Source organism: Lactobacillus sp. UCMA15818, from assembly GCF_030400225.1.
Lineage (GTDB): Bacteria > Bacillota > Bacilli > Lactobacillales > Lactobacillaceae > Liquorilactobacillus.
On sequence record NZ_VJYB01000004.1, the window covers coordinates 40,560 to 66,051 of the forward strand.

The following is a 25,492-nucleotide window of genomic DNA, read 5'->3' on the forward strand; positions in this document are numbered from 1 at the left end:
TATCAATCCAGATGCAACATATCATCAAACTATGTCTGCCAAATAATTTGGAGATTTTGTATTCAATTTTTGAATATACACTTCAATCTTATTAATCCGCTTCTTTTGTTTGAATTAAGTATTCATGTTTTTAGTAAACTCCAGTGATTTTCAGAAGCTTCTTTATTATTTTTCTATGCATTACTTCCATCTTCTTCGTTTGGTATCGTATTAATTGGTGTGTTATTCTTTAGGTGGTTCATAAAATGATTGGAGATGTTTCATAATGGACGGATTACATTCAACAATTACCTTGAATAACGGCGTTAAAATGCTGCGTTTTGGTTTGGGAGTTTGGAAAACCGATAACCAGACGTCTCGCGATTCCGTTGCAACTGCAATTCGAAATGGCTACCGGGGAATTGATACTGCCCGACAGTATGGTAATGAGCAGGGTACTGGTGCCGGGATTAAGCTTGGTTTGGAACAGACAGGGTTAAAGCGGTCTGATCTTTTTGTTACAACTAAGCTTGATAATGGTGAGCAAGGAGACTATGCTCAAGTTTCTAGTGCATTTGAAAACCAACTGAAAGACTTAGGGCTCGATTATGTCGATCTTTATTTGATACACTGGCCGGTAGATAAGACCTACATTGAAAGCTATCATGCAATGGAACGATTGTATCGTGAAGGTAAGATTCGAGCCATTGGTGTTTCTAATTTTGATAATGACCGGATGAAAAAGCTGCTTGATGAAGCTGAAATCATACCAGCCGTTAATCAAATGGAATTCAATCCAACTAATCAGGAACATGGAATTTTGGAATATGATCAAAGCCATAAAATTGAAATGACAGCGTGGTCACCACTTGGCGGCGGTGCGTCTTTGACGAATCCGGTCATTACTGCCTTAGCTAAAAAGTATGATCGCTCAGCTGCTCAGATTATTTTACGATGGGAATGGCAGCGAAATATTATCACCGTTGTTAAATCTGTCCATGAAAAACGAATTATTCAAAACAGCCAGATCTTTGACTTCTCATTAAGTGCTGAAGATGTTCAACAGCTTAATGCGCTTGATCAAGGAAAACGTGATCTTTGGTATGATAACTTTCAATGGCATAATCCAAAAGGTGCATTTGCTAATGGCATAGATCAATGGCCAGACACTAAAAAGTAATAGACAAATTTGATTTTTAAAATGAGCTATTTTGTTTACATTTCAGACCAGTCATTATCTCGTTAATCGTTAAAGTTCACTATTCAAAATGCAAATATAAAAATATTCCTCTGAAGTTGAGACAAAAGTTAAGTTTTATCGACTTGAGTCACACTTTCAGAGCTTTTTGGTGTTCGGTATAAAAGTCAACTTTTGACTACTCCTTCTATATTGTTACGAATAAACATGTTTCATAAATCAAAATTCTCCATCTACCTTCAAATCAGTACTCAATTTTTCCCGTCTTATGTCATGCTCCCTCTTCTGCATTTATTAATTAACAACCAAATTATAATGTTTTATTTCAATAACCCTTCTACACAATGACCGTCATAAGCCCTCAGTATCAAGACATTTTGCTGACTAGAAAACCCTTTTTAAATAATGACTACCAAGTTATTGACTGATCAGTCATCACTATATATACTATGAGTGAAATAAAAGAAACAACTCATTCTGGGGTATGGGAGGTATTAGCAATGGATGATGAAATTATTTTAGAGACAAAAAATTTAAAGAAATCCTTTGGAAAGTTTCAAGCATTGCGAAATGTTAATCTAAAGCTCCATAAGGGTGAAGTATTAGGCTTTATTGGCCCAAATGGTGCAGGAAAGTCTACAACAATTCGTGTGATTCTGGGACTAATTAAAGCAACGGGTGGTTCAGCAGCAGTTTTTGGCAAAGATGTTTGGAAAGACTCCGTTGCTGTTCATAAGAATCTGTCTTACGTGCCAGGAGATGTTTATCTGTGGCCTAATTTAACTGGCGGGCAGACAATTGATTTACTGCTGCATATGTCTGGACAAAAGCATACGACTAAAACAGATGACTTAATCAAAGAGTTCAAATTGGATACTAGTAAGAAAAATCGTACCTATTCAAAAGGAAACCGGCAAAAGGTTGCACTAATAGCGGCATTTTCGACTGCTGTTTCATTATATATTTTTGATGAACCAACTTCGGGACTGGATCCGCTAAATGAAGTGATTTTTCAACATCACATTGCTGAACTTAAAAAGAACGGCAAAAGTATTTTGCTTTCAAGCCATATTCTTTCAGAAGTTGAAAAAATGTGTGACACGATTGCCATTATTCGTGAAGGAAATGTAATCGAAACTGGTTCGCTGGAGTCAATGCAGCATCTAACGCGTAATACTGTGGCTGTTCGCACAAAAGAGCCACTTGATGAGTTACAAAAAATTGATGGTGTTTATCAATTAAAGTTCAGTGATTCAGCTAGAACAACTGCTGAGTTTAGTGCTGATTCGGACCAGATTGGAAATATTATGACTTTGCTTTCGGCAAAAATCATTCTCCAGTTGAAAACAACACCCCCAACGCTAGAGGATCTTTTCTTGCGTTATTACCAATCTGCTGATGAACAAAAAGGTGGCGAGTAACATGACACAATATACTCAGACATTTACACTTTTAAAAGCGAATTTAAAGCGCGATTGGCTAAAAATGACTATTTGGTTAATTGTACTGGTAGGGATGTTCGTTGCAGTAGCCGCAAAGTTCAAGAGTATTTATGGAACAACTAAACAGGTTTCAGCAATTGCACAAACATTGAAGTCTCAAGCAATGGTGTCATTATTCGGCCCACTGACAACAAATCATTTAAACACCGCCATTATTTTTGCAGTCGAGATGATGGTTTTTTGGGGCATCTTCATAGTGATCTTCAACTTTTCACTTTCAGTTGGCATAACCCGTGGTCAAGAAGAATCTGGTCTAACTGAAATGGTTTTGGGCGGTCATCCAGTTGGCAGATTAGCACCACTTGCAGCAGCCTGCTTGGAATTAGTGATTGCTAATAGTGTATTTGTTATTGCAACAGGAGCTGGAATGATGGCCGCAAACATGCCTGAAAGTGATGAAAATGGGAATTGGTTGTTTGCAATTACACTAGGTGCTGTCGGTTTAAGCTTTGGGTTAATTTCACTTATTTTTGCGCAATTGGTTGCTGATAGTCATAATGTCACTATCTATAATTATGCATTCTTTGGAATAACATATTTAGTACGGATGATGACCGATGTTTCCAATCCAGACTATACTTGGCTCTCACCATTTGGATGGATTGAAAAAGCTGATATCTACACGAAAAACAATTGGTTGCCAGTCATCTTGCTGCTTGGACTGGGAATAATCGGTTTTGCTGTCGCCGTCCTTTTAAATGGCAATCGTGATATTGATTCCGGAATTATTCAAGTTCGTGGTGGTAAACGAACAAGTCGCTTTCTTCGCGGCTCTGGAACACTATTGTTTTGGAACCAAAAAACAAGCAGTCTTTTTTGGATTATTGGTATGGCTGTTTTAGGTGCCAGCTATGGATCAGTCTTCAATAGTATTAGTAAAATTGCAAATGATTCACCTGTCGTGCGCCAAGTCCTTGGTCAAAATGGTATGCGCCATTTGGAACAGAACCAAATCTTGTCTTTCGTTAGTATCTTAGGAGTTATCTTTAGTGTTCTTGCAGTTGTTGGTGGTGCAATGGTGACTAGTCATCTTTATACTGAAGAACGTCAGGGATACTTGCAGATAATTAGTACAAAGCCTCAAAGTCGATCCAAATTACTGGCAGCATACATGGCTTACGGCTTTGTTCTTTCAGTAATTATTTTATTTGCAGCTTTGATAGCTACCATGGAAGCTGGTAATTCAGTTCTAAGACAACCGTTAGCATTTAAATATTTCTGGCAAATATTCATTGCAATGTTACCCATTTTAGCGCTCTTTACTGGAATTTTGGTTGCATTAATTGGGTTTGTGCCAAAATGGCGTGCAGCTGTTTGGGTCGCTCTCGGTGGTTCATTTGTAATTTCCTACTTTGGCAGATTAATTGATTTACCAGCTTGGGCAATGAAGTTATCGCCCTTCTATTGGTTTAGAAAAGTTCCATTGGAGCACATTGACGTTGTCCCAGTAACTTGGATGACTGGGATTGCACTTGTGATGCTTGTGCTTGGCTTCGTTGGATATAATCGCAGGGACATTGAGAGTTAGCATAGCTATCACAATAAGAATGGATAAATTCTAAAGGAGATTAATAATGGCAAAGCGCCTAACAAGAGATCCACAAAAAGAGAAGGCCATCCTTGCTGCAGCTGTTATGGCTTTTGGAACTGATGGTTTTCAAGCAAGTACTGATACGATAGCCAAAGCGGCTGGTGTATCAAAAGGGTCTGTTTTTAGATATTTTGATAATAAGAAAAAATTGTATGTAGCAGCAGTCCACCAAGCAATGAACACCCTGATTTCAGTTGTAGATTTCAATGTTTGGACTGATTCTACTGACTTAGTAAACATGATTATTCGTGCAACCAAGTACAAAACCGGATTATCACATAAATATCCGCACGAATTCGGCCTGTTAACAAGAGTATACGCACACGACATCAATATGCCTGAACAACTTAGAAATGAGGTGTTCTTAACATTTAATAAGTGGGCAGAGAAAACACAAAGTATAATTGTAAATTCAGTTGTTGATAAGTTAGAGTTGCGCCCTGGGCTTAATAAAGAAACAGTAAAAAACTATTTGTCCATCATGATTCAAGAAATTTCAAAAAAAATTCAGTCTTATTTTGAAAAACATCCAGAAATACAACGAATAGAAGATATGACAGATATTATTGCCGAGGTTAAAAGCTATATGGATATGATCGAATATGGAATTGTAAAAAAATAATATCTGGCAAAAAGTAACTAAATTACAAAATAAAGAGTGGTTAATCAGATATCTAAACCTCGACTATCTGGTTAACCACTCTTGTTTTGTAATTGAAATCATGTTGTTACCACATGTACTGAATTAAAGATTTTAAGGCTCAAATTTTCCCGTCATTCAACAGATTTTTAAAAGAAATATCTATTCCTCAGTTTCCCTTGTAATTTTTTCTAACTGCAGCATTGCTTGTTTTACCTGCAATGCATCAATTGGTAGTGGAATTAATGTCATAGTTGTTCCTTTATCTGCAGAAGCTTCAGCAATTTTATTAATATCCGTTTCACTAAGATTAGCCAAGTTCAAATCAGAAAAATTTGTAGGGATGCCAAGTTTACGGTAAAAAGGCATTAGTTTTTTTATTTCCGTAAATCTCTTTTCGATTGCAAGTTGAACTAATATTCCATAGCCAACTTTTTCTCCATGTAATAAATCAATCGTTTGTGGGAATAACGTTAATGCATCATGCACTGCATGGGCACCTGTTGATCTAGCAAAAGCATCTCCCCATCCACCAACTGTTCCTGCAGTGACAATAATTGTTTCTGCAACATTTCTCCAAATATGTGAGAGTCTACCTGCCTTCATATCTTCAACTGCAGGAATTGCCTGTTTAAGTAGAGTCTCTTTACATTTAAGTGCCATTTGTTGCGAAATTTCAAGTGCAACCGTATATTCTTCTTCCGGTAGCTTTTCAAAAATTAGTTGAGATTCATAAAATTTAGCCAATGTATCAGCAATTCCCGCCACAAAATATTTTACAGGAGAATTCATGATTACTTCAGGATTTAGTAACATTAAATTAGCAGTTTCCTTATAAACTTTGTGATCAAAATGCTCACCATTTTCCTTATAATGCACACTTAATGCCGACCATGGTGCACAATTACTTGCTAAAGTCGGGATTAATACCAAATACATTAATGTTCCCGTTGTCACGCTTTTAGCAGTATCAAGTACTTTACCTCCTCCAAGAGCTACAACCATTTGAACTTTATGCAAAAATGCAATTTCTTGGACTCTTTTAATTTCGTCGTACGTACACTCACCACTAAACAAAATATCAATTACTTCAATATTATCACCAAAAGAAGGTAAAAAGGGTTTTGCTACTGCTAATGACTTACTTCCATGTAAAAACAATATGCGCTTTACCTGCAAATCCTGTATAAATAATGGTAATTCCTGATATGCCTCTGTATCGGATATATAACGCTGCGGTCCTCCTTGTGAAATCATTCTCTCTCCTTTTTATTTTTCAGCCTTAAAAGCAGGTACATACATGTGCTTGAATTTTGTATGATAAACTTTAATTACATTTTTCTTGTGATATGCCTTAACAACTTTTTTGTAGGTTGCATTATTTTTGTCACTTGATCTAACCGCAATCACATTAATCCATGGTTTATTAGCTTTATTTGAATAACTAAAAGATTCTTTATAGATGGCATCATCAATTGGATCCTTATGTGCTACTTTGACAAAATTACTATTAGTAATACCTGCCGTGACATCTGGCAAAAGATTCATAATTTTTGCTGGATCTTGTTGCAAAATTTTTAAATTCAATTTATTCTCAGTAATATCTTTTATAGCGGGCATATCACCTGCTTTTGCATCCAATTTAATTAATCCCGCTTGTTGAAGAACTGTTAGAGCTCTGCCAGCATTTGTCACATTATTAGGAATAGATATCTTATCACCCTTTTTAATATCCTTAACACTCTTAATCTTATCAGAGAAAATATTCATTGGTGTTAAATATGTTTGTGCAATTACAGAAAATTTATAATTTTTTTCTTTCTCTTCTTGATGTAAAAAAGCATAATGTTGAAAAGCTACCATGTCTAATTCCTTGTTGTTAAGTGCCTGATTTGCCAAAATTCCATCAGAAAAAGATACTAGCTTCACTTTAATACCTTGTCCCTTTAAATTCTTATTTACTTGTTTCCAAATTGGATTATCTGTTGTCCCAACAACACCAACCTTAACTGTTTTAGTACTAGACGATTTACCGCTGCATCCAGTTAATATCCCAGAAATTCCAACAAATATTAATATAATTATTAATGGACGGAAAAGTCCTATCCCCCAATTTTTTTTCATATCTATTCCTCCCCTAATGTTCAACTCTTCGACTTATTAAAGTTCCAATAACTTGAACTATTGAAACAATAATTAACAACACTAATATACAAGCAATTGTTGCATCCTGCTGATTTTGTTGATATCCGTACTGAATAGCAAAATCTCCAATTCCACCACCACCTACAACTCCAACAATTGCAGTCAACCCGATTAATGAAATAATTGTGATTGTTGTTACCCTAGCAATACTCCCAATACTTTCTTTCAAGTAGATTGAATAAATAATTTGAAAAGGTGATAATCCCATAACTTGACCGGCTTCGACCAGTCCTCCATCTAATTCATTCAAAGCGGCTTCAATTTGTCGTGAGAAGAAGGGAACTATCCCAACAATCAATGGAAAAATAGTTCCTTTTACTCCAATTGCAGTTCCTGAAATAAGCCTAGTTAAAGGAATCAATGCTGCAATCAAGATAATAAACGGAATTGATCTGAATAAATTTATTATTTTATCGAAAACATTCCAAATGACAGTGTTCATTAAAATTCCATTTTTTTTGGTAACTACTAGAATAATTCCAAAAATTATACTGATACAAAAAGAAATTACTGCTGTAATTACAAGCATTTCTAGCGTTTGCAAAATAGCTAGCTTAAATATCGAATAGTTTAAAACAACATTTGGAAATAGTTTACTTGGCATGTTCCAACACCTCCAACCTGATGTTTTGTCCTTTAATGTAGTCAATTGTTTCTTTTATATGCGCCTTCGTACCGTCTAGAATAATTACTAAACCACCTAATGGCTTTTGCTGAAGAATCTTAATATCACCAACAATAATATTTGCATCTACCTCAAATTTTCTTGAAACATAAGAAATTAGTGGCTCGACTGCCTCACTATCAACGTAAGTAATCTTAATTAATAATTTGTTTCCTGACAGTGCCAACAAATCGCTATGCAACACTTCATCTGGTAAATTCAATTTAGAAGTAGTTGCAATAAAATTCTTTGTTAATTCATTATGTGGATTGGAGAAGATCGAATAGACTTCCCCCTGTTCAACAATTCGTCCTTTATCTAGTACAGCTACATATTCACAGAGGTCTTCAATTACATGCATTTCATGAGTTACAACAATAATAGTGATTCCTAAATTTTCATTTAACTTTTTTAATAGTTCTAAAATATCCGCCGTCGTTTGTGGATCCAGCGCACTTGTTGCCTCATCACATAGCAGAATCTGTGGATCATTGACTAATGCTCTTGCAATTGCAACTCGTTGCTTTTGGCCTCCGGATAAATTTGCTGGATAAGTATTGATTTTCTCGGGCAGTCCGACCAATTCAAGTAATTTATTCACTTTTTGCTTTATTTCCGCTTTTGATTTACCACTGTACTTGATAGGTAATTCAATATTTTCAAAAACCGTTCGTGAGGGCATTAGATTAAATTGCTGAAAAATCATTCCAATTTCTTTTCTTCGTTTTCTTAATTCAACATTTGATATTCGATTAATTACTGTTTTCTTGAAATAAATATCTCCTTTTGTAGGGCTCTCAATCCCATTAATACAACGAATTAATGTTGACTTACCAGCTCCACTGTATCCAATAATTCCAAAAATACTGCCTTCATTTATTGATAGATTAACATCTTTCAAAACCTGTATTTTAGAACTCTTATTATTACCCTCAAATTCCTTACTGACATGATCAAAACTAACAATTTTTTGTGTTGTCAAAGGCTACACCTCTTCTCGTTCAAGATAATTAATACTCAAGTACTGAAAATCGCTTAATCACTTCTTTCAGTATTTTTTCATCATGCGTTAGACTTAATCTGATATAATTTTTACCACTCGGCCCGAAACCAATTCCAGGGGCTACTACAACATTTGCTTGTTTCAAAATCAACTCTGCAAACTTTTGACCACCATACTCAGCTGGAGTTTTTATCCATACAAAGAATGTTCCTTGAGGTTCTTCAACATCCCAACCAAGATTTCTTAATCCAGCAACTAACACATCTCGTCTTTTTTGGTAAGTATCTCTAATATGATTTACGGCTTCTTGATCCGAATCAAGCCCAGCAACTGCTGCATCCTGAATTGCACCAAATATAGTGCTATACACATGTGAATGATACTTCTTGAGTGCTGTGACAACTGATTCATTGCCTAATACATATCCCACACGCCAACCAGCCATATCGTAAGTCTTAGATAAAGTGTTCAATTCAACTGCATAATCTTTAGCACCTTCAATCTGTAACAAGCTTACAGGTCGCTGATCATATGCAATAGCTGCATACGCAAAATCGTTTACTACTAAAATTTTATTTTTTTTACCAAATTCAATTGCCTGTTTAAAAAATTCTTCAGTTGCGGTAGCACCTGTGGGATTATTAGGGTAATTAAGTAATAATATTTTAGCTTGTTTGACAATTTCATGTGGAATTTTGCTTAAATCTGGTAAATAGTGATTCTGCCTAGTAAGCGGTAATTGATATAATTTTCCACCTGCTAATGACACAGCAGTATAATATTCCGGATAGCAAGGATCTGTGGTAATAACATAGTCTCCTGGATTTAAAATAACTTGCGGTATTGCTGATATACCAATTACTGAACCATTAAAAGTTAGTATTTCACTTTTCGTTTCTATTTCGATGTTATAAATTCTTTGGTAATATCGTGCAATTGCATCTAAAAAATTTTGTTTACCATTGAAAGGGGTATACCCGTGATTAGTTTTTAAGTCCACCGCTTTTTTCAGACTTTCAATAATAAATTCTGGTGTTGGTTGGTCTGGGTTTCCTTTCGCTAGATCAATCATTGAACCTTTATCCTCTATTTGACTAATTTTTTTATCCAATTGTTCAAAAAAATTAGGCACAATATCTGCCATTTTATTGGATGTCAAGAATTGCATTCCTTAGACCCTCCTTAATGAGGACAACATATTATATTCTTGAACTTAAAAGGTCAAAGATATCTCATGCCACCATCAACCATAATTGATTGTCCCGTAATATATTCAGCTCCTGGCGAGACAAACCATGCTACAACATCTGCAACGTCTGCCGGTGTAGCCTCACGACCATTAGCAATTTCTGTTAGACATCTTGCTTGCTGTTCAGCAACACTTATATGCTTGATCTTAGAAGTTTTCTTATCAATACCATCTCGCAAAGGAGTACGCACGATTCCAGGGTTATAGGCATTAACTGTTATATGATCTTTGGCTAGTTCCTTGGCAGCCGATTGAGTTAATCCTCGAATTCCAAATTTAGAAGCTGAATATGCACTTTGAAGTGCAGAAGCCTCAACCCCAGCTAGAGAAGCAGCATTAACAATTCTTCCTCCTTTACCTTGCTTCAAAAATTGTTTAGCAGCGGCTTGAATTCCCCAATAGGTGCCCTTTAAATTCACATCAATTAGACGTTCAAAATCTTCAGGTACTGTATCTACGAATTTCTCAATAAACGCTACTCCAGCATTGTTAATAAATACTTTCAAGTCTCCAAAATCGCTTACTGCTAAATTAACTAGATTAAATACCTCATCACGATGAGCTACATCTAAGTAGTAAGCCTTACTTGGAAAACCCTGAGTAATCAAATTATTGACTACTTGATCTGCTTTTTGCTGATTAATATCAGCAACTGCAATTGCATATCCTTCCTTAGCCAATCGATATGCAATTCCTTCACCAATTCCTTGCCCTGCACCTGTAATAATTGCTAACCCTGCCATATTTAAATTACCTCCTTATTTTTAAATAACTTTTCTTACGAAAGGATCACTGCTGATGCCTTCTTCTAAAATTTTTTTTGCCCATTCCTTAGCTGAAAATAATGAATGATCTCGATAATTGCCACAGCTATAAATATCTGTTCCTTGTACATCTTCCCAAGTAATATTAGTTGCTATCTCAGATAAGGCATTTTTTAGTGCCTGAGCAACTTCAACTGTTGAATGTTCACCCCAAGTAATTAAATGAAAGCCTGTTCTGCAACCAAATGGGGAACAATCAATAACTCCCGTTAGTTGGTCTCTCAACAACCCAGCTAACAAGTGCTCGATTGTATGTAGCCCCGCTGTAGGAATAGCGTTCTCGTTTGGCTGTACTAGTCGTAAATCAAAATTGCTAATAATATCTTCATTTTGACCAACTTCTTCTGCAATTAATCGAACGTATGGTGCCTTAACCTTTGTATGATCTAATGTAAAACTTTCAACTTTTGCCATTAATTTTTCTCTCCGTTTCTTCATCCACTGTTTTCACTCCAAAAATAAAGGGTGCAATTTGTTCTAAATATTTTTGATCAATTTCATTGAATGTATTAAATTCAGGGCTATCTAAATCTAAAACACCCCAAAATATATTTTCCTTAAAAACTGGCACAACAATCTCTGATTTTGATGACTTATCACAAGCTATGTGTCCTTTAAATTCATGAACATTAGGTACAATTACTGTTTTTTTAATCTTAGCAACAGTTCCGCAAACACCAGCTCCAATTTCAATGTGCATACATGCAGGTTTACCTTGGAACGGACCTAAGATTAATTCATTATTGATAAAGCGGTAATAGGTAACTCCATTTATTTTATGCAAACTGTTAAAAATTAATGAAACCATGTTACTCATATTGGCAATCAAATCTTCTTCCCCAGTTAACAATTCTTGAGCCTGTTTGACTAATAGTTGATAGTCTTTTACCCGATTCTCCATAAAATCTCCTTTCCGCAACAAAAAAGCACTTTCGTCAATTATCTATCTTTAATAGATAAAGGACGAAAGTGCTTTTCCGCGGTACCACCTTAATTTAAGCAGTTCTCATGAACCGCCTCACTTCAGGTACTCAAACACAATAATAAAAAAATATTACTGAAAATTCATACCCTAACCCTGTAACGGGAGTACCCGACACTACCTAGCTTATGCTCAATAGTGCAAACTCATCTTAAGACCATCTTCAGTTCTTCGTTGCTACCGTCTTTCACCATATGACGACTCTCTATTATAACAACATCCCAACTTACTCATCTCTACGTTCATTAACTTTATTAATTTCTTTCCAGTATTATGTCTCATCAAATAATAATTGTCAATATCTATTTTATAATTAAATGAGTTGTTTTTCATTTTAAATTAATAAATCCAGTCGGTTATCAATAAAATATACCTAACATTTATGAATTTTTACATGGTGAAATATTTGTATCTCCTTCAAAAATAATTCTTGTAAATTTGAAATTGAAGGGTGAGACCTAAGCACTAGACTAGTCTTTTAAACTAACTTAAAAGACTAGTGATTGTTTGACCTACACCGAAAGTCGCTTCCCAATCATTGGTAAAATCATTAACGGCTTGTTGAATAGCGGGATGATTCAACCCTGTGGCAATTAAAGCTGGATCAACAGTAACTGCTTGCGCGCCATTGGCTAACGCCGTTGTAATTTGATCAACATTGTGAAAACTAGCAGCAAGAATTTTAGTTTGAGTCCCATTGCTTGTTATCGCAGCTGCGAATTCCTTGATGACCTCCGGAGCGTTAATTCCCATGTTTTGCATGCGGTTATAATAAGGTGCAATATAATCGGCACCAGCTGAAATTGCTAAGAGTCCTTGTAACTTAGTATAAATAGCAGTGGCCGTTACATTATGACCTTCTTGCTTCAGTCTTTTGATGACCTCTAATCCAATTAATGTTGTCGGAACCTTAACATAGGTTTCAGGACCAACTTGTTCAAAAATTGTCTGCGCATCAGCAAGCATTTCGCTAATAGTTTGGCCAACCAACTGGATGTGCAAGGTAGCACTGGGACCAATTATTTGTCGGATTTGCTTCATGTGATTAAAAAAATCAATTTTCCCCTGTTTTTTTACAATACTTGGATTAGAAGTTACCCCTGCTACCGGTAATGCCTTAGTATATTTTTCAATACAATCTAGATCAATAGTGTCTAATAAAAATTCCATGACAATGACCTGCCTTTCCAAATTATAAGCTCTGTTCAGTTCGTTCAATAATGTCGTCTTGTGTTTCCTTAGATAAACCTACAAAGAAAGCTGAGTATCCTGCAACCCGAACAATTAAGTCACGATATTCTTTAGGATGCTTCTGTGCAGCAATTAAAGTATCGCGCGAAACAATATTATATTGCACATGATATCCATGAAGACGATTAAAAAATGTACGTAGTAATGCAACTAATTTCATGCAATTTTCTTCATTGCGTAAAATTTGCGGCGACATTTTTTGATTTAATAAAACTCCGCCTGTAATATCAGCAGTGTGCAGCTTGGAGACACTCTTAAAGACAGCAGTCGGTCCATTAGTATCCATTGCGTGTTCAGGTGAACATCCTTCGGCTAGCGGTGATCTAGCTAACCTGCCATCTGGGGTTGCCAGTGTACTATGTCCTTGTCCAACATTGGCTGAAATTGAACTTGTGCCAGCATAACGGAGTCCGCCATTTGGGCCACGGCCATAACGCGTATTATGATATTTACTAATTTCATCAATATATGGCTGGTAGGCTTGAACCACTAGTTCATCAACTTGATCGTCGTCATTACCATACTTAGCAACATCGTCTAATAACATCTGACGAATTCGTTTTCCATGTTCACCTGCAAAGTTATTTTGCAGAACATCCCATAATTCTTGCGACGTAATTCGCTGTTTTTCGAAAACCAATTGTTTAATGGCTGCTAAAGAATCTGCCAGATTGGCAATGCCTACCTGCAGGCCGCTAATGAAGTCATATACAGCTCCACCTTCCTTAATAGTTTTTCCGCGCCCAATACAATCAGCAGTCAAAGTGGAACAAAGAATGTCGGGATAACCTTGTTCAAGAACCATATCACAAGTATTTTCGATAATGACACTTTGCCGTGTGATCTCGCGCAAAGACTTATCCCAAGCTGTCATTAACTGCTTATATGATGTCATCGCCGTAAAATGTCCGTAGTCTGGAAGTAATCTCTTTCCTGATTCAGGATCAACCCCGCCGTTCATGACAATTAATAAGGTTCGTGGGAAATTAACAAAGCTCATTCCTGTACAGCGATACCCCCATTTACCAGGAACAGCAGTCTCGACACACCCGATAGCACTGTAGTTATATGCATCTTCTTTCTTTACCCCACGCGCAATGAAAGAAGGTATGATAATCTCATCATTATTGAATGCCGGCATCCCCAGTCCTTGCTTAATTACTTCAACACACTCGCGCATGAAGTGATTACTTAGCCCATGAAAATAACGCACCGTTAAGTTGGGCTGTGGAAGATGTGCTTGAACGATAGCTTTTAGAATTAGATAAGAAGCATCATTTGTAGCATCTTCACCAGATTCATTCTGTCCACCAATCGTAATATTTTGGTATAACGGACTTCCGGCAGAAAATTCAGTATGGGCCCATGAACGGATTTTATTGATGGTCAAAGTTTTCAAGCAAAGATTAGTTAACAATTCTGTTGCCTGTTTTTCTGTAATTCGCCCTTCTGCCAGATCCTCTTCATAATACGGATTTAGATATTGATCCATACGACCATATGATACAGAGTGACCATTTGATTCAATTTGAAGAATATTATGGATAAACCAAACTGACTGTACTGCCTCACGGAAAGTAACTGCCGGTTCATAAGGAACACGACCCATGATATCTGCAATCAACTGCAATTCTTTTTTACGAGCAGCATCAGTTGTTTTCGCTGCCTCATTTAGAGCTAGTACAACATATCGTTGTGCAAAATCTTTAACAGCATCAATCACAATCAAACTTGATTGATAGAAATATAGTTTTTTCTGTTGCTCATAATCAGTCAGTTCTAACTTGTGCATTGCATTTTTTACACGTTTCTCATACCATTTCAATCCATGTTGCAACAGTGCTTGATAGTCAACAGCAATATGTCCATCACCAGAAGTGATATTTCCATCAGCACCAATAATGCCTAAGTCATAAAACACTCTACCTTCAGGTGGAAATGCTGCTAATCCGCGATCTTCAAGGGTATTGTTTTTCCAAAACGGCGCAATCTCACATAACTTTTGCTTAGTATCTTCGGTAATATGGAAAACATCACCTGGACGCTTTTCAAATGTATTGAGTTCATCAATGACCCAATTCATTGAATACTCTGGAAAAACAGGCGCCCAGCGATTTTCTTGTGCTTGGTTGCCGACCAGTAAAGTATCAGGTTCAATGTAGATGGTCATTTTTTCTAAAATGTGTTTCAAAACATTTGCACGAAGAACATCGATTTGTTCTTGCTGATGATTCTTATAAGCCTCAGTTGTTAAAACTGCTCGTTCTGGATCCACATAAGGTTTAGCATTAAGAATTGATTCCCGATAACGATTCATTCTGGGAGTTAATTTTCCAAAATGATTCTCAGTGTGAGTCTTTGTTAAAGTTTCTTGGCTAACTATTGTTTTTGACATTTTAAAGTCCCTCCTTTACTTCGAACGTAATCATAAATTATTACTTACGAAGCAATAATAACAATTATATGTTGCAAGTCAAGCCATAAAATTACTTACAAAAGTACTGTAAAGCTCATTACTTGTCACTAATCTAACTTAACATTCGCCATGGCAAGGCACAAAACACTAATGTGAAGTTCTTTTGCAGGAAATATTGGCTTCTATGACAATGAATAATTGTTCAAGAATGCACTTTTGTGCACTTACTTTAAATAACTCAACTCAAAAAAGCGAATTTCAAAAAAGCTTCGAAGAAATTCGCTTGACCATCTCAAACCTGTTAACTATCTTTTTTTATTTACCAACCATTAATTGTTGTACGAATACCTGCCTGTTCCAATACTTTTTGATAATCTACTAGATCTTCCGCATGCAATTGTGCTTGCTTTTTTAGAGGGTATTCACGGTTCAAATCTCGATATTTTTTTAATCCAAATTGATGGAAGGGTAACAATTCAACAGCTGTTATTCCGATTTTATTAAAGAGTTCACCAAAATGAACTGCATCATCTAAATTATAATTAAATCCCGGAATAATGGGGATGCGAATATGGATATTGACTTCAAATGCGATTGCCAATTCAAGGTTGGTTAGAATTCTTTTATTATCACCACTCGTTCCAATTCGGTGTTTACGAGCATTCCACTGTTTGCAGTCATAATACATAAAGTCAATGTACTGCATGAATTCTTTAAAAATACGTGAACTGCAATCACCAGTTGTTTCACACGCCAAGTGGAGTCCAGCCTTCTTGATGGCTTTGGCTAGTTCAATGGCAAAAGGAGCCTGAAAAAGAACTTCACCACCTGAAAAAGTAACTCCTCCACCAGATTCTTCATAGAAAGGACGATCTTGCAAAATAACATCCATTAACTCCGCAACAGTCCAATATTTTCCAACGGTAATATTCTTTTTTTTATTTTCATCGTACATTTGTTCAGGACGTCGTAGTTGCGATTCAGGGTTAGAACACCACGCACACCGCAATGGACATCCTTTGAAAAAAATGACCGTTCGAATACCTGGCCCATCATTTAGGCTGAATTTCTGAATATTAAAAATCAAACCGGTTTTTACTTGCGGGAGAGGATGTTTTTGCTGTGATAATTCAGATTGCATATAATCACTCCTTCTTACATTATTTATTTCGGCTAAATTATAGCACACTTAATTTTCAACGCAACCATAATTAATTTCATATGAAACTAGATTTTAGAATTTAAAAAGTTATAATTACTGTAAGAGGTAGAATTGTATTTAGCAGGAGGTAAATTAATGAATCGTTCACGAACAGATGATTTATTGGAGATAGTCAATCAAAAACGTAAAATCGAAGTTACTAAACTGGCTGAGATACTTAAAGTTTCGCGAGTAACCGTTCGTAAGGATTTAAATGCGTTGGAAGAGAAGGGACTATTGCAACGTCAGCATGGGTATGCAATTATTAACAACCCAGACGATTTAAGCTATCGTTTAGCGCAAAATTATCAAGTCAAATTAGAGATTGCTAAAAAGGCGGCTGAACTTGTCAAAGATCAATCTATTATCATGATTGAATCTGGATCAACATGCGCACTGCTGGCTCAGCAATTAGGCAAACAAGGGAAAAAAGTTACGATTATTACCATCTCGTATTTTATTGCAAACTATGTTGCTGCATATGAAAATTTAAATGTTATCGTCTTAGGAGGTGCATATCAGCCAAGTTCACAGGTTGTTGTCGGTCCCTTAGTACGACAGACACTTCAAGAGTTTCGTGTGCAACAACTGTTTATTGGAACGGATGGGTTTGACTTGCAAATGGGTTTCTTTGGTAATGATATTATGCGCACTGAAACAGTACAATCAATGGCAGAAAAAGCAAGTGAATTAATCATTTTAACAGATTCTAGTAAATTCCAAAAGATGGGGTCAATTCGCCAATTCACTTTGGCTGAAGTTAATCAAATCTATACGGATAAGGAAGTCCCACCGGCAATTAAAACAGGTTTAGAAAGCAATAATATTCAGTTGCATTTGGTTTGATTTATAAAAACTGTTTTTTATGTCTGTTGTTGTTTATTGCATTGAGGAATGAGCAACTCTCAAAACTTGGCGTGCTGTTTCTTCATCGGTAATCAAAGCAGTTAAAAATCCCATTTTGAGTAAGGCTAATATAGCTAGTGCCTTTTCAGGTGAGATTACCACAGCCACGCAATTTTTAATATTACGCAATTCTGAGAGTGGAATTGCGATTGTTCGTTCCAATAACTGTCCACCTATTATTTCCCCTTCCTGATCAAAAAAAGTGCAGCAGCAATCACCAATGGCATGCTGCTTTTTTAGTTGTATGCGGTCTTCTTCCGAGAGCATGTCCCGCCAGCTGCTGCTTTCATCAGTCAAAGAACCCCCGACACCAACAACCGCAATGTCTAATTGTTTCCATGCCGCGAGAATTTTTTGGAAGCTATTTCTGTTCAATACAGTGGTAATTGGTCGAGCCTGGATTGCTTTTTCATCTATAAATAAACTTTTCCCACCAAATTGTTTGGCAGCATTATAAACAATCTGGTTTGCGTGATATTGCTTATTTGAAAGACTAGGACTGCCAACTAGGGGTACAAAAGTTGTTCCCAGATTATTCCCGGCCCCCCTAAATTGATCAACCATTTTTGAAAGTAACGTTCCCCATGCAAAACCGATTGTTGAACCTGGTTTGATTAGCTGTTTAAGATACGCCGCGGCTGCTTGCACAACTTCAAGCTCAGTACTAACTTTTCTTTGCGGCTCTTTTGCAGCAATCATCACATTTTTCAAATTAAATTTTTCCTGTAAAGCTAATTCTAGCTGCAATTGTTCCAAATTATCAATTTGAACTTCGGTTTTTACAATTCCCAATGTACCTGCTTTTTTAAGCATCCGACTAATAGTAGTACGTTCAATACCCAAAAACATCGCAATTTCTTTTTGAGTATAGCCATTGGTATAATAAAGATATGCCACTTTTTCTAACAAATGGTACCGATTGTTATCCATCATTTCGCTCCCTAATTACATTCTTAAATCAACTGAAGTTAACAAATTTTTGGTTCAAGTCTACTACAAAAGTCAAACTTTTATCTGTATTTATTATTTACGGCCATTTTCTTTTTTTATAGAAGAACAATTACTAACAATCAACCCTTGTATTTCTTATAATTTATCTAAAATTGACCTTATGATTTCAATAAACTCTTTTTTGGGCGGCTGCATACCATTTTGAACCCAGCTAACAATTATGCCTAACGTTCCTCGAACAGACCATGAAATTTCATAATATCCCTGCAAATCGGTTGAATCAATTTTTTCAAATTCAATTATTTTTTCAACAAGAATTGTGGTTAATTTATCAAATGTCGCACTTCCATCTTCTTTAATAAAAATCAAGAATAATTGCTGATTTTTTTCAACAAAAAAAATTAAATTTTGGATGAGTTCCAAATAGCTAGTAGCCCTATTATATGGATAATAATTATTTAAATTATCCAGTAAACAGTTCAGAAAACCCAATCTAACTTCATCATACAAATCATAAATATCATCATAGTGCAGGTAAAAAGTACTTCTAGATATATTCGACTTTCTGACGATTTCAGCAACCGTAATTGTATTTACTTTCCTTTTTTCAAGAATTTCAATGAATGTAGTTTCAATATTTTTTCGTGTTTTTTGTTTTCTCTTGTCATCCATTATAAAATCACCTACTAATCAATATTTAATAATTTGTCCATTAAAATACATTTTGCCCATAACTGTGCTTGGAAATATTACCCACACAGATAATAATAGCACTATATAAAAGCTTATTTGACTATGATCCTTGTATGCCTGCAACTACTGGTAAAATAATCAGACTAATAAATTCAATATAGGATGGTACATATTATGAATGCAAAAAAAATAGAAAAATTAAGTTTAAAAAGGGGAATAGTCATAAATTTTTTTATGACTTGTTTAGGAATACTTGCTTTTCTTACAACTCATCTAGCAGTTCTATTTCTTGATGCCTCTTTTGTATTTATAGAAGTTATTTCAGGTATAATCGCTGTTATTGTATCCAAAAGTAGCCCTAAAAAGACAAAAAAATTTCCTAAAGGACGTTTCAAATTAGAGCCCCTTTATGTCCTTTTTAAATCCATCTGGGTAATCATTCTACTCAGCCTAACTTCTTGGAGTGTTAGCTACCAAGCCTATATTTATTTTTCTACAGGCCAAGGTACTGTGATTAAACCTCTTCCTATTTTGGTTTATTCAATTGCAATGGTCTTTCTTGGAACAATATTATTTAATACCTATTACCACAGCAATAAATTAATAGATCAATCAAGTGAATTACTATCCATTGAGTCCCAAAATTCACTAATAGATATTATCATATCTTCCGGAATTGGCGTAATATCTCTTCTTCTAATGTTTATTTCAAGAACATCCCAGTGGTCATTTCTACTATATACGGGAGACTTTTTCGTCACGATTACCCTTGTTTTGCTATGCATCAAACAACCAATAATAGGCATTACCCAGTCATTCCATGAACTCTTGGATACAGCATTAATTCACGGTTCCATCAAACAGAAAGTCGAACAAATTGTGGATAAAGAATTCTCAGACTTCCCTACTCATACTCATCATAAGGTTTCTGTCTTTAAACAGGGACTTCATTTACAGGTTGATATTTTAATCCCACCTCATATCTTCTTAAGAACTACAAAGTTTACTAACACAGCAAATAAAATAAGGACACAACTAACAAATATTTTTCACATAGTTGATGTCAATTTTTTAATAGACATTAATTAATTTGAACACTTAGGCAAAAAAATCCCATAGTAACATCTCAAAAGACAGTCCAAAACCATGAAAATTTAAGTACTAACTCGAAATTACGAACATAGCAGGACTTTGCTATGAGTAATTTGAAGTTAGACGGAGAGTTTTGACTTATGAAACACGTTTATACGGAATAAATAGAGGAACCGAATCAAAATTTAACTTTTGATCCAGCCCTATCATCATCTAAAGCCAAAATATAATGCAGCTAACTTTTTTGTTACATTATGATCCACAAGTTATTCTTTGTTTCTCTATCATTTTAGTTACAATATCAACGTATATGGGTCTTCTAAATAAGAAACGATTTTTGCCAAAAAGTCTGCAGCTGGTGCCCCATCAATGATTTGATGATCAAAGGTTAGACTTAATGGTAATTTAAGCAGTTGCTTGATCTGATCATCATCACCAAGAGCAAGTTCTTTCAGTAATGTTCCTACTCCCAAGATACCAATCTCTGGCTGATTAATAACTGGTGTAAAGTACTCAACTCCGCTCTTGCCTAAATTACTGATTGTAAATGTCCCATCACTGTAAGCACTGCTTCCCAATGTACCTTCACGTGCATCAGTTATTACCGTGTTCAAGGATCTGCCTAATTCTGTTAATGTCATTGAATCTGCTGATTTAACTACTGGCACTACCAACCCATTAGCAACAGCAACTGCCATTCCGATGTTAACAGCTGTCACTTTCTCGTATTGACCATCATGATACCAAGCATTCATTTCCGGCGTATCCTTCAATGCCAAAATGACAGCTTTAGTTACAAGTGTTGTCAAGCTTAACTGACCATCAACTAAAGGCCGATTTACCTTCTGTTGCAAATCTTTCCTGAAAGACATTAGATTTGTAATATCCGCTTTAAGTTGCAAGGTAACCTGTGCTGTATTCTGCAGACTGCTCATCATCCGCTGAGCAATAATTTGACGCATTCCTGTTAATCCAACTCCTGCTGTCGCATGTGTCACAATACTTGCTCCGGCTGGCTGTTGTGTCGGAACATAATTTTCAACGTCTCGTCTGGTTACTCGCCCATTGCCGCCAGTTTCCTTGACCTGATGGTAATCAAAGCCTTTTTCTGCAGCTATTTTACGTGCCAGTGGTGTGACAAAAACACGTCCTTTATCGTTGTTGTTCTGTTGTACTGTTACAGGCTGTTCATTGACCTGTACCTGTTCATCCTGTTTTGCATCCTTAGCTTCTGCTTCTGCTGGAACTTTTGCTGTTGCTTCTTCCTCACCAACTTTTTCTCCAGTAACTCCAATATAACCAATTGGGTCCTTACACTTTGCATCCTCACCCTCATGCACCACTATTTTGATCAGTGTTCCGTCAACAGGAGCATCAACATCGGCAGTCAGTTTTTCAGAATTAATTGACGCAACGATATCGCCTTTCTTGACTTCATCACCCTCATTTTTGACCCATTCATAGACTGTTCCTTCTGTCATAGTCAGACCAAGTTTTGGCATTATGATCTCTGTTGCCATGCTAACACCCCCTTCATTTCTTCAAATCGTCGATCAACTCTGCTGCTGTCTCAATTACCCGATCTGCATTAGGCAAATATAATTGTTCCAAATTAGTTGCAAATGGGACCGGTGTATTTGGTGCACAAACCTTTTTGATTGGTCCATCTAAATAATCAAATGCTTGGTCTCCTACAACTGAGGCAATATCCGTTGCTGTGTTGTTGTGTGGATTAGCTTCATCAATTATTATCAAACGTCCTGTTTTCTTAACCGAATTAATAACTGTTTCTTGGTCCCAAGGCGCAACTGTAATAAGATCAATTACTTCGACTTCAACTCCATCCTTAGCCAATCGATCCGCAACTTCTAAGGCAACATAGAGCATTTTACCAATCGTTACAATCGTCAAGTCTGTTCCTTCACGCTTAATTTTTGCTTTACCAATTTCAACTTTATAATATTCTTCTGGTACCTCATCCTTGATGCCATAAAGTGTTTTGTCTTCCGAGAAAACAACCACATTATCATCCTCAATTGCAGCTATCAGTAATCCCTTTGCATCATACGGATTAGAAGGAACAACTACCTTGATTCCTGGAATTGAAGCCAGTATTCCATAATAAGAACCTGAGTGTTGTGCAGCTGCACTCGCGCCTGCCCCATGACAGGTCCGGATCGTCATTGGAATCTTAGCTTTGCCACCGAACATGTAGCGCATCTTAGACCCCTGTGCCAAAAGAGTATCTAAACAAAAACCAATGAAATCATTGAACATTAATTCTGGAACAGGTCGTAAACCGGTTGCTGCAGCTCCGACTGTAGCTCCCATATATCCCATTTCAGAAATTGGTGTATCAATCACTCGTTCACGTCCATATTTAGGCATCAGGCCTTTGGTTACACCAAACACGCCACCCCAAGCATCTTCATTTTCCTTTGCTAAATGCTCAACTTTAGCTCCACCTGCAATGTCTTCACCTAAAAGGATAACCCGATCATCCTTTTCCATTGCCATGTCCAAGCCTTCATTGATTGCTTTCATAAATGTTATTCGTCTAGCCATATTGCATTCTCCTTCCTATTTCTGTTTAATCAACAAAAACATTTTCGTACAAGGATTCAGGTTTTGGAATAGGACTCTCCTCAGCGAACTTGATTGCATGTTCAATGTCTTGAATTGAAGTCTGTTCAATTTGATCTGCTTTTTGAGCACTCAATAGTTTCTCGGCAGTTGCATATTCCCGAAATTCTGGAAGGCTGTCACGCTCTGCCAATGCTTTTTCTGGTCCCTCTTTGGCTTTGTACTTCTGCTCATCGCCTTCAAAGTGTCCATAATTACGGTAAGTTATGCACTCAATCAATGTCGGTCCTTCACCCCTACGTGCACGATCAATTGCTTTACCTGCTGCCTCGTAAACAGCCACTAAGTCTTTCCCATCAATTGTTTCTCCTGGAATGCCATAAGCTGGTGCACGATCAGCAATTCTCTTAGAACCCGAAGAATAAATCTGCGGAGTAGCCTCACCATATGAATTATTTTCATTTACAAACACAACGGGTAGCTTCCAGATAGACGCCATATTAATACTCTCATGGAAAGTACCCTCATTAGCAGCCCCATCGCCGAAGAAACAAACGGCAACATCATTCGTCTTTAAATATTTGTTACGCAAAGCGGCCCCAATCGCAATTGGAAAACCACCGCCAACCATTCCGTTAGCGCCTAACATTCCCTTGTCAATATCGGCAATATGCATTGACCCACCCTTGCCTTTGCACAATCCTGTTTCTTTTCCGTAAATTTCAGCCATCATTTTATCTAAATCACAGCCCTTTGCAATACAATGTCCATGTCCACGATGAGTACTGGTAATGTAGTCCTTATCCGTCAAATGTGCGCAAACACCTGTTGCAATTGCTTCTTCGCCCGCGTACAAATGCACAAAGCCTGGAATAGAACCTGTTGAAAAAATCCGATGCACCTCATCTTCAAAGTTACGAATATCGTTCATTTTCTTATAGATCCATTCTGCACGTTCCTTTGATAATTTCTCCATTTTTATTGCCTCCTCATGTCATTAAAGTAAGATTGACTTTGCCTTAAACCTTCTCGTCTCCAAAATCTTTTTCTTAACTGTTTTCCAACGCGTGAGCAACTTCACCTGTTAGTTCTGAAAGAGTTGGGTGGGCAAAAACAACGTCGTCCAACTCATCAACTGTCCCTTCTGCTTTGCTAACAGCTAAAATAGTATGAATCATTTCAGTCGCATTACCGCCAACGATAACTGCCCCAAGAATTTCATGATATTTCTTTTCACTGATGATTTTCACAAAACCTGCTGTTTCTTCACTGGCAATTGCCTTGCCATTACTCGCATATGGCGCACTCTTGACAACAACATCAAATCCCTTTTCTACAGCTTGTGCCTCACTCAGCCCAAAGCTTGCAACTTCAGGATCCGTATACAGACAGCGTGGAATGTAGCGCTGTGCTATCGATACTTGTTTCTTACCACAGATTGCATCCACCGCGCTGAGACCTTCCGCACTAGCTGCATGTGCTAACTGATACCCACCAATCAAATCACCAATTGCATAAATGTGCGGCAGACTTGTTTGGTAATGGTAGTCGACTTTGACAAAACGCTGGCCTTCATCTAATGCAATTCCGCCCCTTTTGGCTAACTCAAGGTTGGCTCTGCGACCAGTTGCAACTAGCAACTGATCGAACTCATAAGTGCCGTCAGTCAACTGAACTTCTTTAGACATAACTTGCTTGATCGTAACGCCTGCCTTAACAGTAATTCCCATCTTCTGTAATTTTTGTTTAATGATTGCCCGTGCCTCTTCATCTTCAGTCAATAAAATATCTGGTGCGACCTCAAGCAGCGTGACCGCAACACCCAATGGTTGCATTGCAAACGCAAGCTCAACTGCAATAATTCCGCCGCCAATAATAACCAGTTTTTGCGGAAGAGCAGTCATCTGAAAAAAGGTATCAGTGGTTAGATACTTTACTTTGTCAATTCCATTAATCGGTGGAACAAAGGGATGCCCGCCTGTCGCTAGAAGAATATCTTTTGCAGCGATTGTCTTGCCATCAACACTTAGCTGGTGTTCCTTAGTTAACGAAGCTTCCCCCTCAACATACGTAATTCGATTTGCCTTAAATAACTGTCTAATTCCGCCTTGCAAAGTTGTTACTACACGATCTTTGCGTTTAACTAATTTAGGAAAATCAACTTCCTTTATTTCCATTGCCATTCCAAATCGGCTGGCCTCCTTAGCAGCCAGTGCCCAATGGCTGTGTTTCAAGTAACTCTTGGATGGAATACAGCCAACGTTTAAACAAACACCACCAATATCTTTCTTCTCAATTACAACTACTTTCTTGCCTAGTTGAGCAGCATGGATCGCTGCAATGTAACCGCCTGGGCCTGCTCCAACAACTGCAACATCATAACTTGCCATAAAATGTTTCCCCCTTTACAAAAAATTTCTTGACTCTCACTTATTTATAAGCAAATTTCATGCCAATAATTTCCGTGTGGCTATCTCATTCACTGGATAATTAAATTAGTATTAGTACTAAAAATTACCATTATCTTTTTATTTTAATTTTGACTTAATACGCTAACTACTT

Annotated in this window: 23 protein-coding genes and 1 other annotated feature; of the genes, 6 read left to right on the forward strand and 17 right to left on the reverse strand. The window is 36.7% G+C overall.

All coding sequences use genetic code 11. From position 1 onward, the window contains the following. Window positions 1-265 precede the first annotated feature (265 nt). The 4 genes from FFX44_RS06620 (at window position 266) to FFX44_RS06635 (ending at window position 4,892) form a co-directional block, all read left to right on the forward strand. Entirely contained in the window at window positions 266-1,159 is an 894-nt protein-coding gene (locus FFX44_RS06620; protein WP_289979117.1) for an aldo/keto reductase, read from the forward strand. A gap of 518 nt (window positions 1,160-1,677) precedes the next feature. Next, entirely contained in the window at window positions 1,678-2,598 is a 921-nt protein-coding gene (locus FFX44_RS06625; RefSeq protein ID WP_289979119.1) for an ABC transporter ATP-binding protein, read from the forward strand. Window position 2,599: 1 nt separating this feature from the next. Beyond that, window positions 2,600-4,207: an ABC transporter permease gene (locus tag FFX44_RS06630; protein WP_289979122.1), complete on the forward strand. Its 1,608-nt coding sequence runs from the start codon at window positions 2,600-2,602 to the stop codon at window positions 4,205-4,207. A 46-nt stretch (window positions 4,208-4,253) separates the two neighbouring features. Continuing rightward, on the forward strand, window positions 4,254-4,892 hold the full coding sequence (locus FFX44_RS06635; protein WP_289979125.1) for a TetR/AcrR family transcriptional regulator: 639 nt from the start codon (window positions 4,254-4,256) through the stop codon (window positions 4,890-4,892). A 180-nt stretch (window positions 4,893-5,072) separates the two neighbouring features. Here the strand turns inward: FFX44_RS06635 and FFX44_RS06640 are convergent, their stop codons facing one another. From FFX44_RS06640 to FFX44_RS06690, 11 genes are all read right to left on the reverse strand, one after another. Further along, window positions 5,073-6,167 (reverse strand): iron-containing alcohol dehydrogenase family protein, encoded by a 1,095-nt coding sequence (locus FFX44_RS06640; protein WP_289979126.1) that lies wholly within the window; start codon window positions 6,165-6,167, stop codon window positions 5,073-5,075. 12 nt (window positions 6,168-6,179) lie between these two features. After that, complete coding sequence (locus FFX44_RS06645; RefSeq protein WP_289979127.1) at window positions 6,180-7,034, reverse strand: MetQ/NlpA family ABC transporter substrate-binding protein; 855 nt, start codon at window positions 7,032-7,034, stop codon at window positions 6,180-6,182. A gap of 13 nt (window positions 7,035-7,047) precedes the next feature. Next, complete coding sequence (locus FFX44_RS06650; protein ID WP_289979128.1) at window positions 7,048-7,719, reverse strand: methionine ABC transporter permease; 672 nt, start codon at window positions 7,717-7,719, stop codon at window positions 7,048-7,050. After that, a complete protein-coding gene (locus tag FFX44_RS06655; RefSeq protein WP_289979129.1) occupies window positions 7,709-8,761 on the reverse strand; it encodes a methionine ABC transporter ATP-binding protein in 1,053 nt (350 codons plus the stop codon). The genes FFX44_RS06650 and FFX44_RS06655 overlap by 11 nt, the downstream gene beginning before the upstream one ends. 28 nt (window positions 8,762-8,789) lie before the next feature. Beyond that, on the reverse strand, window positions 8,790-9,950 hold the full coding sequence (locus tag FFX44_RS06660; RefSeq protein ID WP_289979131.1) for an aminotransferase class I/II-fold pyridoxal phosphate-dependent enzyme: 1,161 nt from the start codon (window positions 9,948-9,950) through the stop codon (window positions 8,790-8,792). A 53-nt stretch (window positions 9,951-10,003) separates the two neighbouring features. Beyond that, window positions 10,004-10,774: an acetoin reductase gene (locus FFX44_RS06665; protein ID WP_289979132.1), complete on the reverse strand. Its 771-nt coding sequence runs from the start codon at window positions 10,772-10,774 to the stop codon at window positions 10,004-10,006. A gap of 21 nt (window positions 10,775-10,795) precedes the next feature. Further along, on the reverse strand, window positions 10,796-11,269 hold the full coding sequence (locus tag FFX44_RS06670; protein WP_289979133.1) for an S-ribosylhomocysteine lyase: 474 nt from the start codon (window positions 11,267-11,269) through the stop codon (window positions 10,796-10,798). Continuing rightward, window positions 11,256-11,756, reverse strand: a complete 501-nt coding sequence (locus tag FFX44_RS06675) for a GAF domain-containing protein (protein ID WP_289979135.1) — start codon at window positions 11,754-11,756, stop codon at window positions 11,256-11,258. Before FFX44_RS06675 ends, FFX44_RS06670 begins: the two co-directional genes overlap by 14 nt. A 55-nt stretch (window positions 11,757-11,811) precedes the next feature. After that, window positions 11,812-12,088: a binding site (T-box leader), on the reverse strand. A 232-nt stretch (window positions 12,089-12,320) separates the two neighbouring features. After that, window positions 12,321-13,007: a fructose-6-phosphate aldolase gene (locus FFX44_RS06680; protein ID WP_289979136.1), complete on the reverse strand. Its 687-nt coding sequence runs from the start codon at window positions 13,005-13,007 to the stop codon at window positions 12,321-12,323. Between the two features lie 22 nt (window positions 13,008-13,029). After that, window positions 13,030-15,483, reverse strand: a complete 2,454-nt coding sequence (locus tag FFX44_RS06685; RefSeq protein WP_289979137.1) for a glycyl radical protein — start codon at window positions 15,481-15,483, stop codon at window positions 13,030-13,032. A gap of 340 nt (window positions 15,484-15,823) precedes the next feature. Next, window positions 15,824-16,645: a glycyl-radical enzyme activating protein gene (locus FFX44_RS06690; RefSeq protein ID WP_289979138.1), complete on the reverse strand. Its 822-nt coding sequence runs from the start codon at window positions 16,643-16,645 to the stop codon at window positions 15,824-15,826. Window positions 16,646-16,801: 156 nt separating this feature from the next. On the opposite strand from FFX44_RS06690, the gene FFX44_RS06695 reads away from it, so the two are divergent. Then, the gene (locus FFX44_RS06695) at window positions 16,802-17,551 is read left to right on the forward strand and encodes a DeoR/GlpR family DNA-binding transcription regulator (protein WP_289979139.1); all 750 of its coding nucleotides are present in this window, start codon (window positions 16,802-16,804) and stop codon (window positions 17,549-17,551) included. A 33-nt stretch (window positions 17,552-17,584) separates the two neighbouring features. Here the strand turns inward: FFX44_RS06695 and FFX44_RS06700 are convergent, their stop codons facing one another. Both FFX44_RS06700 and FFX44_RS06705 read right to left on the reverse strand, forming a co-directional pair. After that, window positions 17,585-18,541 carry a sugar-binding domain-containing protein gene (locus tag FFX44_RS06700; protein WP_289979140.1) on the reverse strand — a complete coding sequence of 319 codons (957 nt, stop codon included), beginning with the start codon at window positions 18,539-18,541 and terminating at the stop codon, window positions 17,585-17,587. 156 nt (window positions 18,542-18,697) lie between these two features. Then, window positions 18,698-19,234 (reverse strand): TetR/AcrR family transcriptional regulator, encoded by a 537-nt coding sequence (locus FFX44_RS06705; RefSeq protein ID WP_289979141.1) that lies wholly within the window; start codon window positions 19,232-19,234, stop codon window positions 18,698-18,700. A 195-nt stretch (window positions 19,235-19,429) separates the two neighbouring features. Here FFX44_RS06705 and FFX44_RS06710 point away from each other — a divergent pair, with 195 nt between their 5' ends. Next, complete coding sequence (locus FFX44_RS06710; RefSeq protein ID WP_289979142.1) at window positions 19,430-20,344, forward strand: cation transporter; 915 nt, start codon at window positions 19,430-19,432, stop codon at window positions 20,342-20,344. 296 nt (window positions 20,345-20,640) lie between these two features. On the opposite strand, the gene FFX44_RS06715 is transcribed toward FFX44_RS06710, so the two are convergent. The 4 genes from FFX44_RS06715 to lpdA all read right to left on the reverse strand — a co-directional run bounded on the left by FFX44_RS06715 (window position 20,641) and on the right by lpdA (window position 25,320). Next, window positions 20,641-21,867 (reverse strand): dihydrolipoamide acetyltransferase family protein, encoded by a 1,227-nt coding sequence (locus FFX44_RS06715; protein WP_289979143.1) that lies wholly within the window; start codon window positions 21,865-21,867, stop codon window positions 20,641-20,643. A 13-nt stretch (window positions 21,868-21,880) separates the two neighbouring features. Then, a complete protein-coding gene (locus FFX44_RS06720; RefSeq protein WP_289979144.1) occupies window positions 21,881-22,912 on the reverse strand; it encodes an alpha-ketoacid dehydrogenase subunit beta in 1,032 nt (343 codons plus the stop codon). Between the two features lie 25 nt (window positions 22,913-22,937). Then, a complete protein-coding gene (locus FFX44_RS06725) occupies window positions 22,938-23,906 on the reverse strand; it encodes a thiamine pyrophosphate-dependent dehydrogenase E1 component subunit alpha (protein ID WP_289979145.1) in 969 nt (322 codons plus the stop codon). Between the two features lie 73 nt (window positions 23,907-23,979). Further along, entirely contained in the window at window positions 23,980-25,320 is a 1,341-nt protein-coding gene (lpdA, locus tag FFX44_RS06730) for a dihydrolipoyl dehydrogenase (protein WP_289979146.1), read from the reverse strand. Window positions 25,321-25,492: the final 172 nt, after the last annotated feature.

Bases quoted from the DNA above. Each gene is read 5' to 3' on its own strand.
- FFX44_RS06695 (WP_289979139.1), top strand. From the start codon at position 16,802: ATGAATCGTTCACGAACAGATGATTTATTGGAGATAGTCAATCAAAAA.
- lpdA (WP_289979146.1), bottom strand. From the start codon at position 25,320: ATGGCAAGTTATGATGTTGCAGTTGTTGGAGCAGGCCCAGGCGGTTAC.
- FFX44_RS06660 (WP_289979131.1), bottom strand. From the start codon at position 9,950: ATGCAATTCTTGACATCCAATAAAATGGCAGATATTGTGCCTAATTTT.
- FFX44_RS06675 (WP_289979135.1), bottom strand. From the start codon at position 11,756: ATGGAGAATCGGGTAAAAGACTATCAACTATTAGTCAAACAGGCTCAA.
- FFX44_RS06705 (WP_289979141.1), bottom strand. From the start codon at position 19,234: ATGGATGACAAGAGAAAACAAAAAACACGAAAAAATATTGAAACTACA.
- FFX44_RS06715 (WP_289979143.1), bottom strand. From the start codon at position 21,867: ATGGCAACAGAGATCATAATGCCAAAACTTGGTCTGACTATGACAGAA.
- FFX44_RS06720 (WP_289979144.1), bottom strand. From the start codon at position 22,912: ATGGCTAGACGAATAACATTTATGAAAGCAATCAATGAAGGCTTGGAC.
- FFX44_RS06670 (WP_289979133.1), bottom strand. From the start codon at position 11,269: ATGGCAAAAGTTGAAAGTTTTACATTAGATCATACAAAGGTTAAGGCA.
- FFX44_RS06700 (WP_289979140.1), bottom strand. From the start codon at position 18,541: ATGGATAACAATCGGTACCATTTGTTAGAAAAAGTGGCATATCTTTAT.
- FFX44_RS06645 (WP_289979127.1), bottom strand. From the start codon at position 7,034: ATGAAAAAAAATTGGGGGATAGGACTTTTCCGTCCATTAATAATTATA.
- FFX44_RS06640 (WP_289979126.1), bottom strand. From the start codon at position 6,167: ATGATTTCACAAGGAGGACCGCAGCGTTATATATCCGATACAGAGGCA.
- FFX44_RS06685 (WP_289979137.1), bottom strand. From the start codon at position 15,483: ATGTCAAAAACAATAGTTAGCCAAGAAACTTTAACAAAGACTCACACT.
- FFX44_RS06710 (WP_289979142.1), top strand. From the start codon at position 19,430: ATGAATGCAAAAAAAATAGAAAAATTAAGTTTAAAAAGGGGAATAGTC.
- FFX44_RS06630 (WP_289979122.1), top strand. From the start codon at position 2,600: ATGACACAATATACTCAGACATTTACACTTTTAAAAGCGAATTTAAAG.
- FFX44_RS06625 (WP_289979119.1), top strand. From the start codon at position 1,678: ATGGATGATGAAATTATTTTAGAGACAAAAAATTTAAAGAAATCCTTT.
- FFX44_RS06690 (WP_289979138.1), bottom strand. From the start codon at position 16,645: ATGCAATCTGAATTATCACAGCAAAAACATCCTCTCCCGCAAGTAAAA.
- FFX44_RS06680 (WP_289979136.1), bottom strand. From the start codon at position 13,007: ATGGAATTTTTATTAGACACTATTGATCTAGATTGTATTGAAAAATAT.
- FFX44_RS06725 (WP_289979145.1), bottom strand. From the start codon at position 23,906: ATGGAGAAATTATCAAAGGAACGTGCAGAATGGATCTATAAGAAAATG.
- FFX44_RS06665 (WP_289979132.1), bottom strand. From the start codon at position 10,774: ATGGCAGGGTTAGCAATTATTACAGGTGCAGGGCAAGGAATTGGTGAA.
- FFX44_RS06650 (WP_289979128.1), bottom strand. From the start codon at position 7,719: ATGCCAAGTAAACTATTTCCAAATGTTGTTTTAAACTATTCGATATTT.
- FFX44_RS06635 (WP_289979125.1), top strand. From the start codon at position 4,254: ATGGCAAAGCGCCTAACAAGAGATCCACAAAAAGAGAAGGCCATCCTT.
- FFX44_RS06620 (WP_289979117.1), top strand. From the start codon at position 266: ATGGACGGATTACATTCAACAATTACCTTGAATAACGGCGTTAAAATG.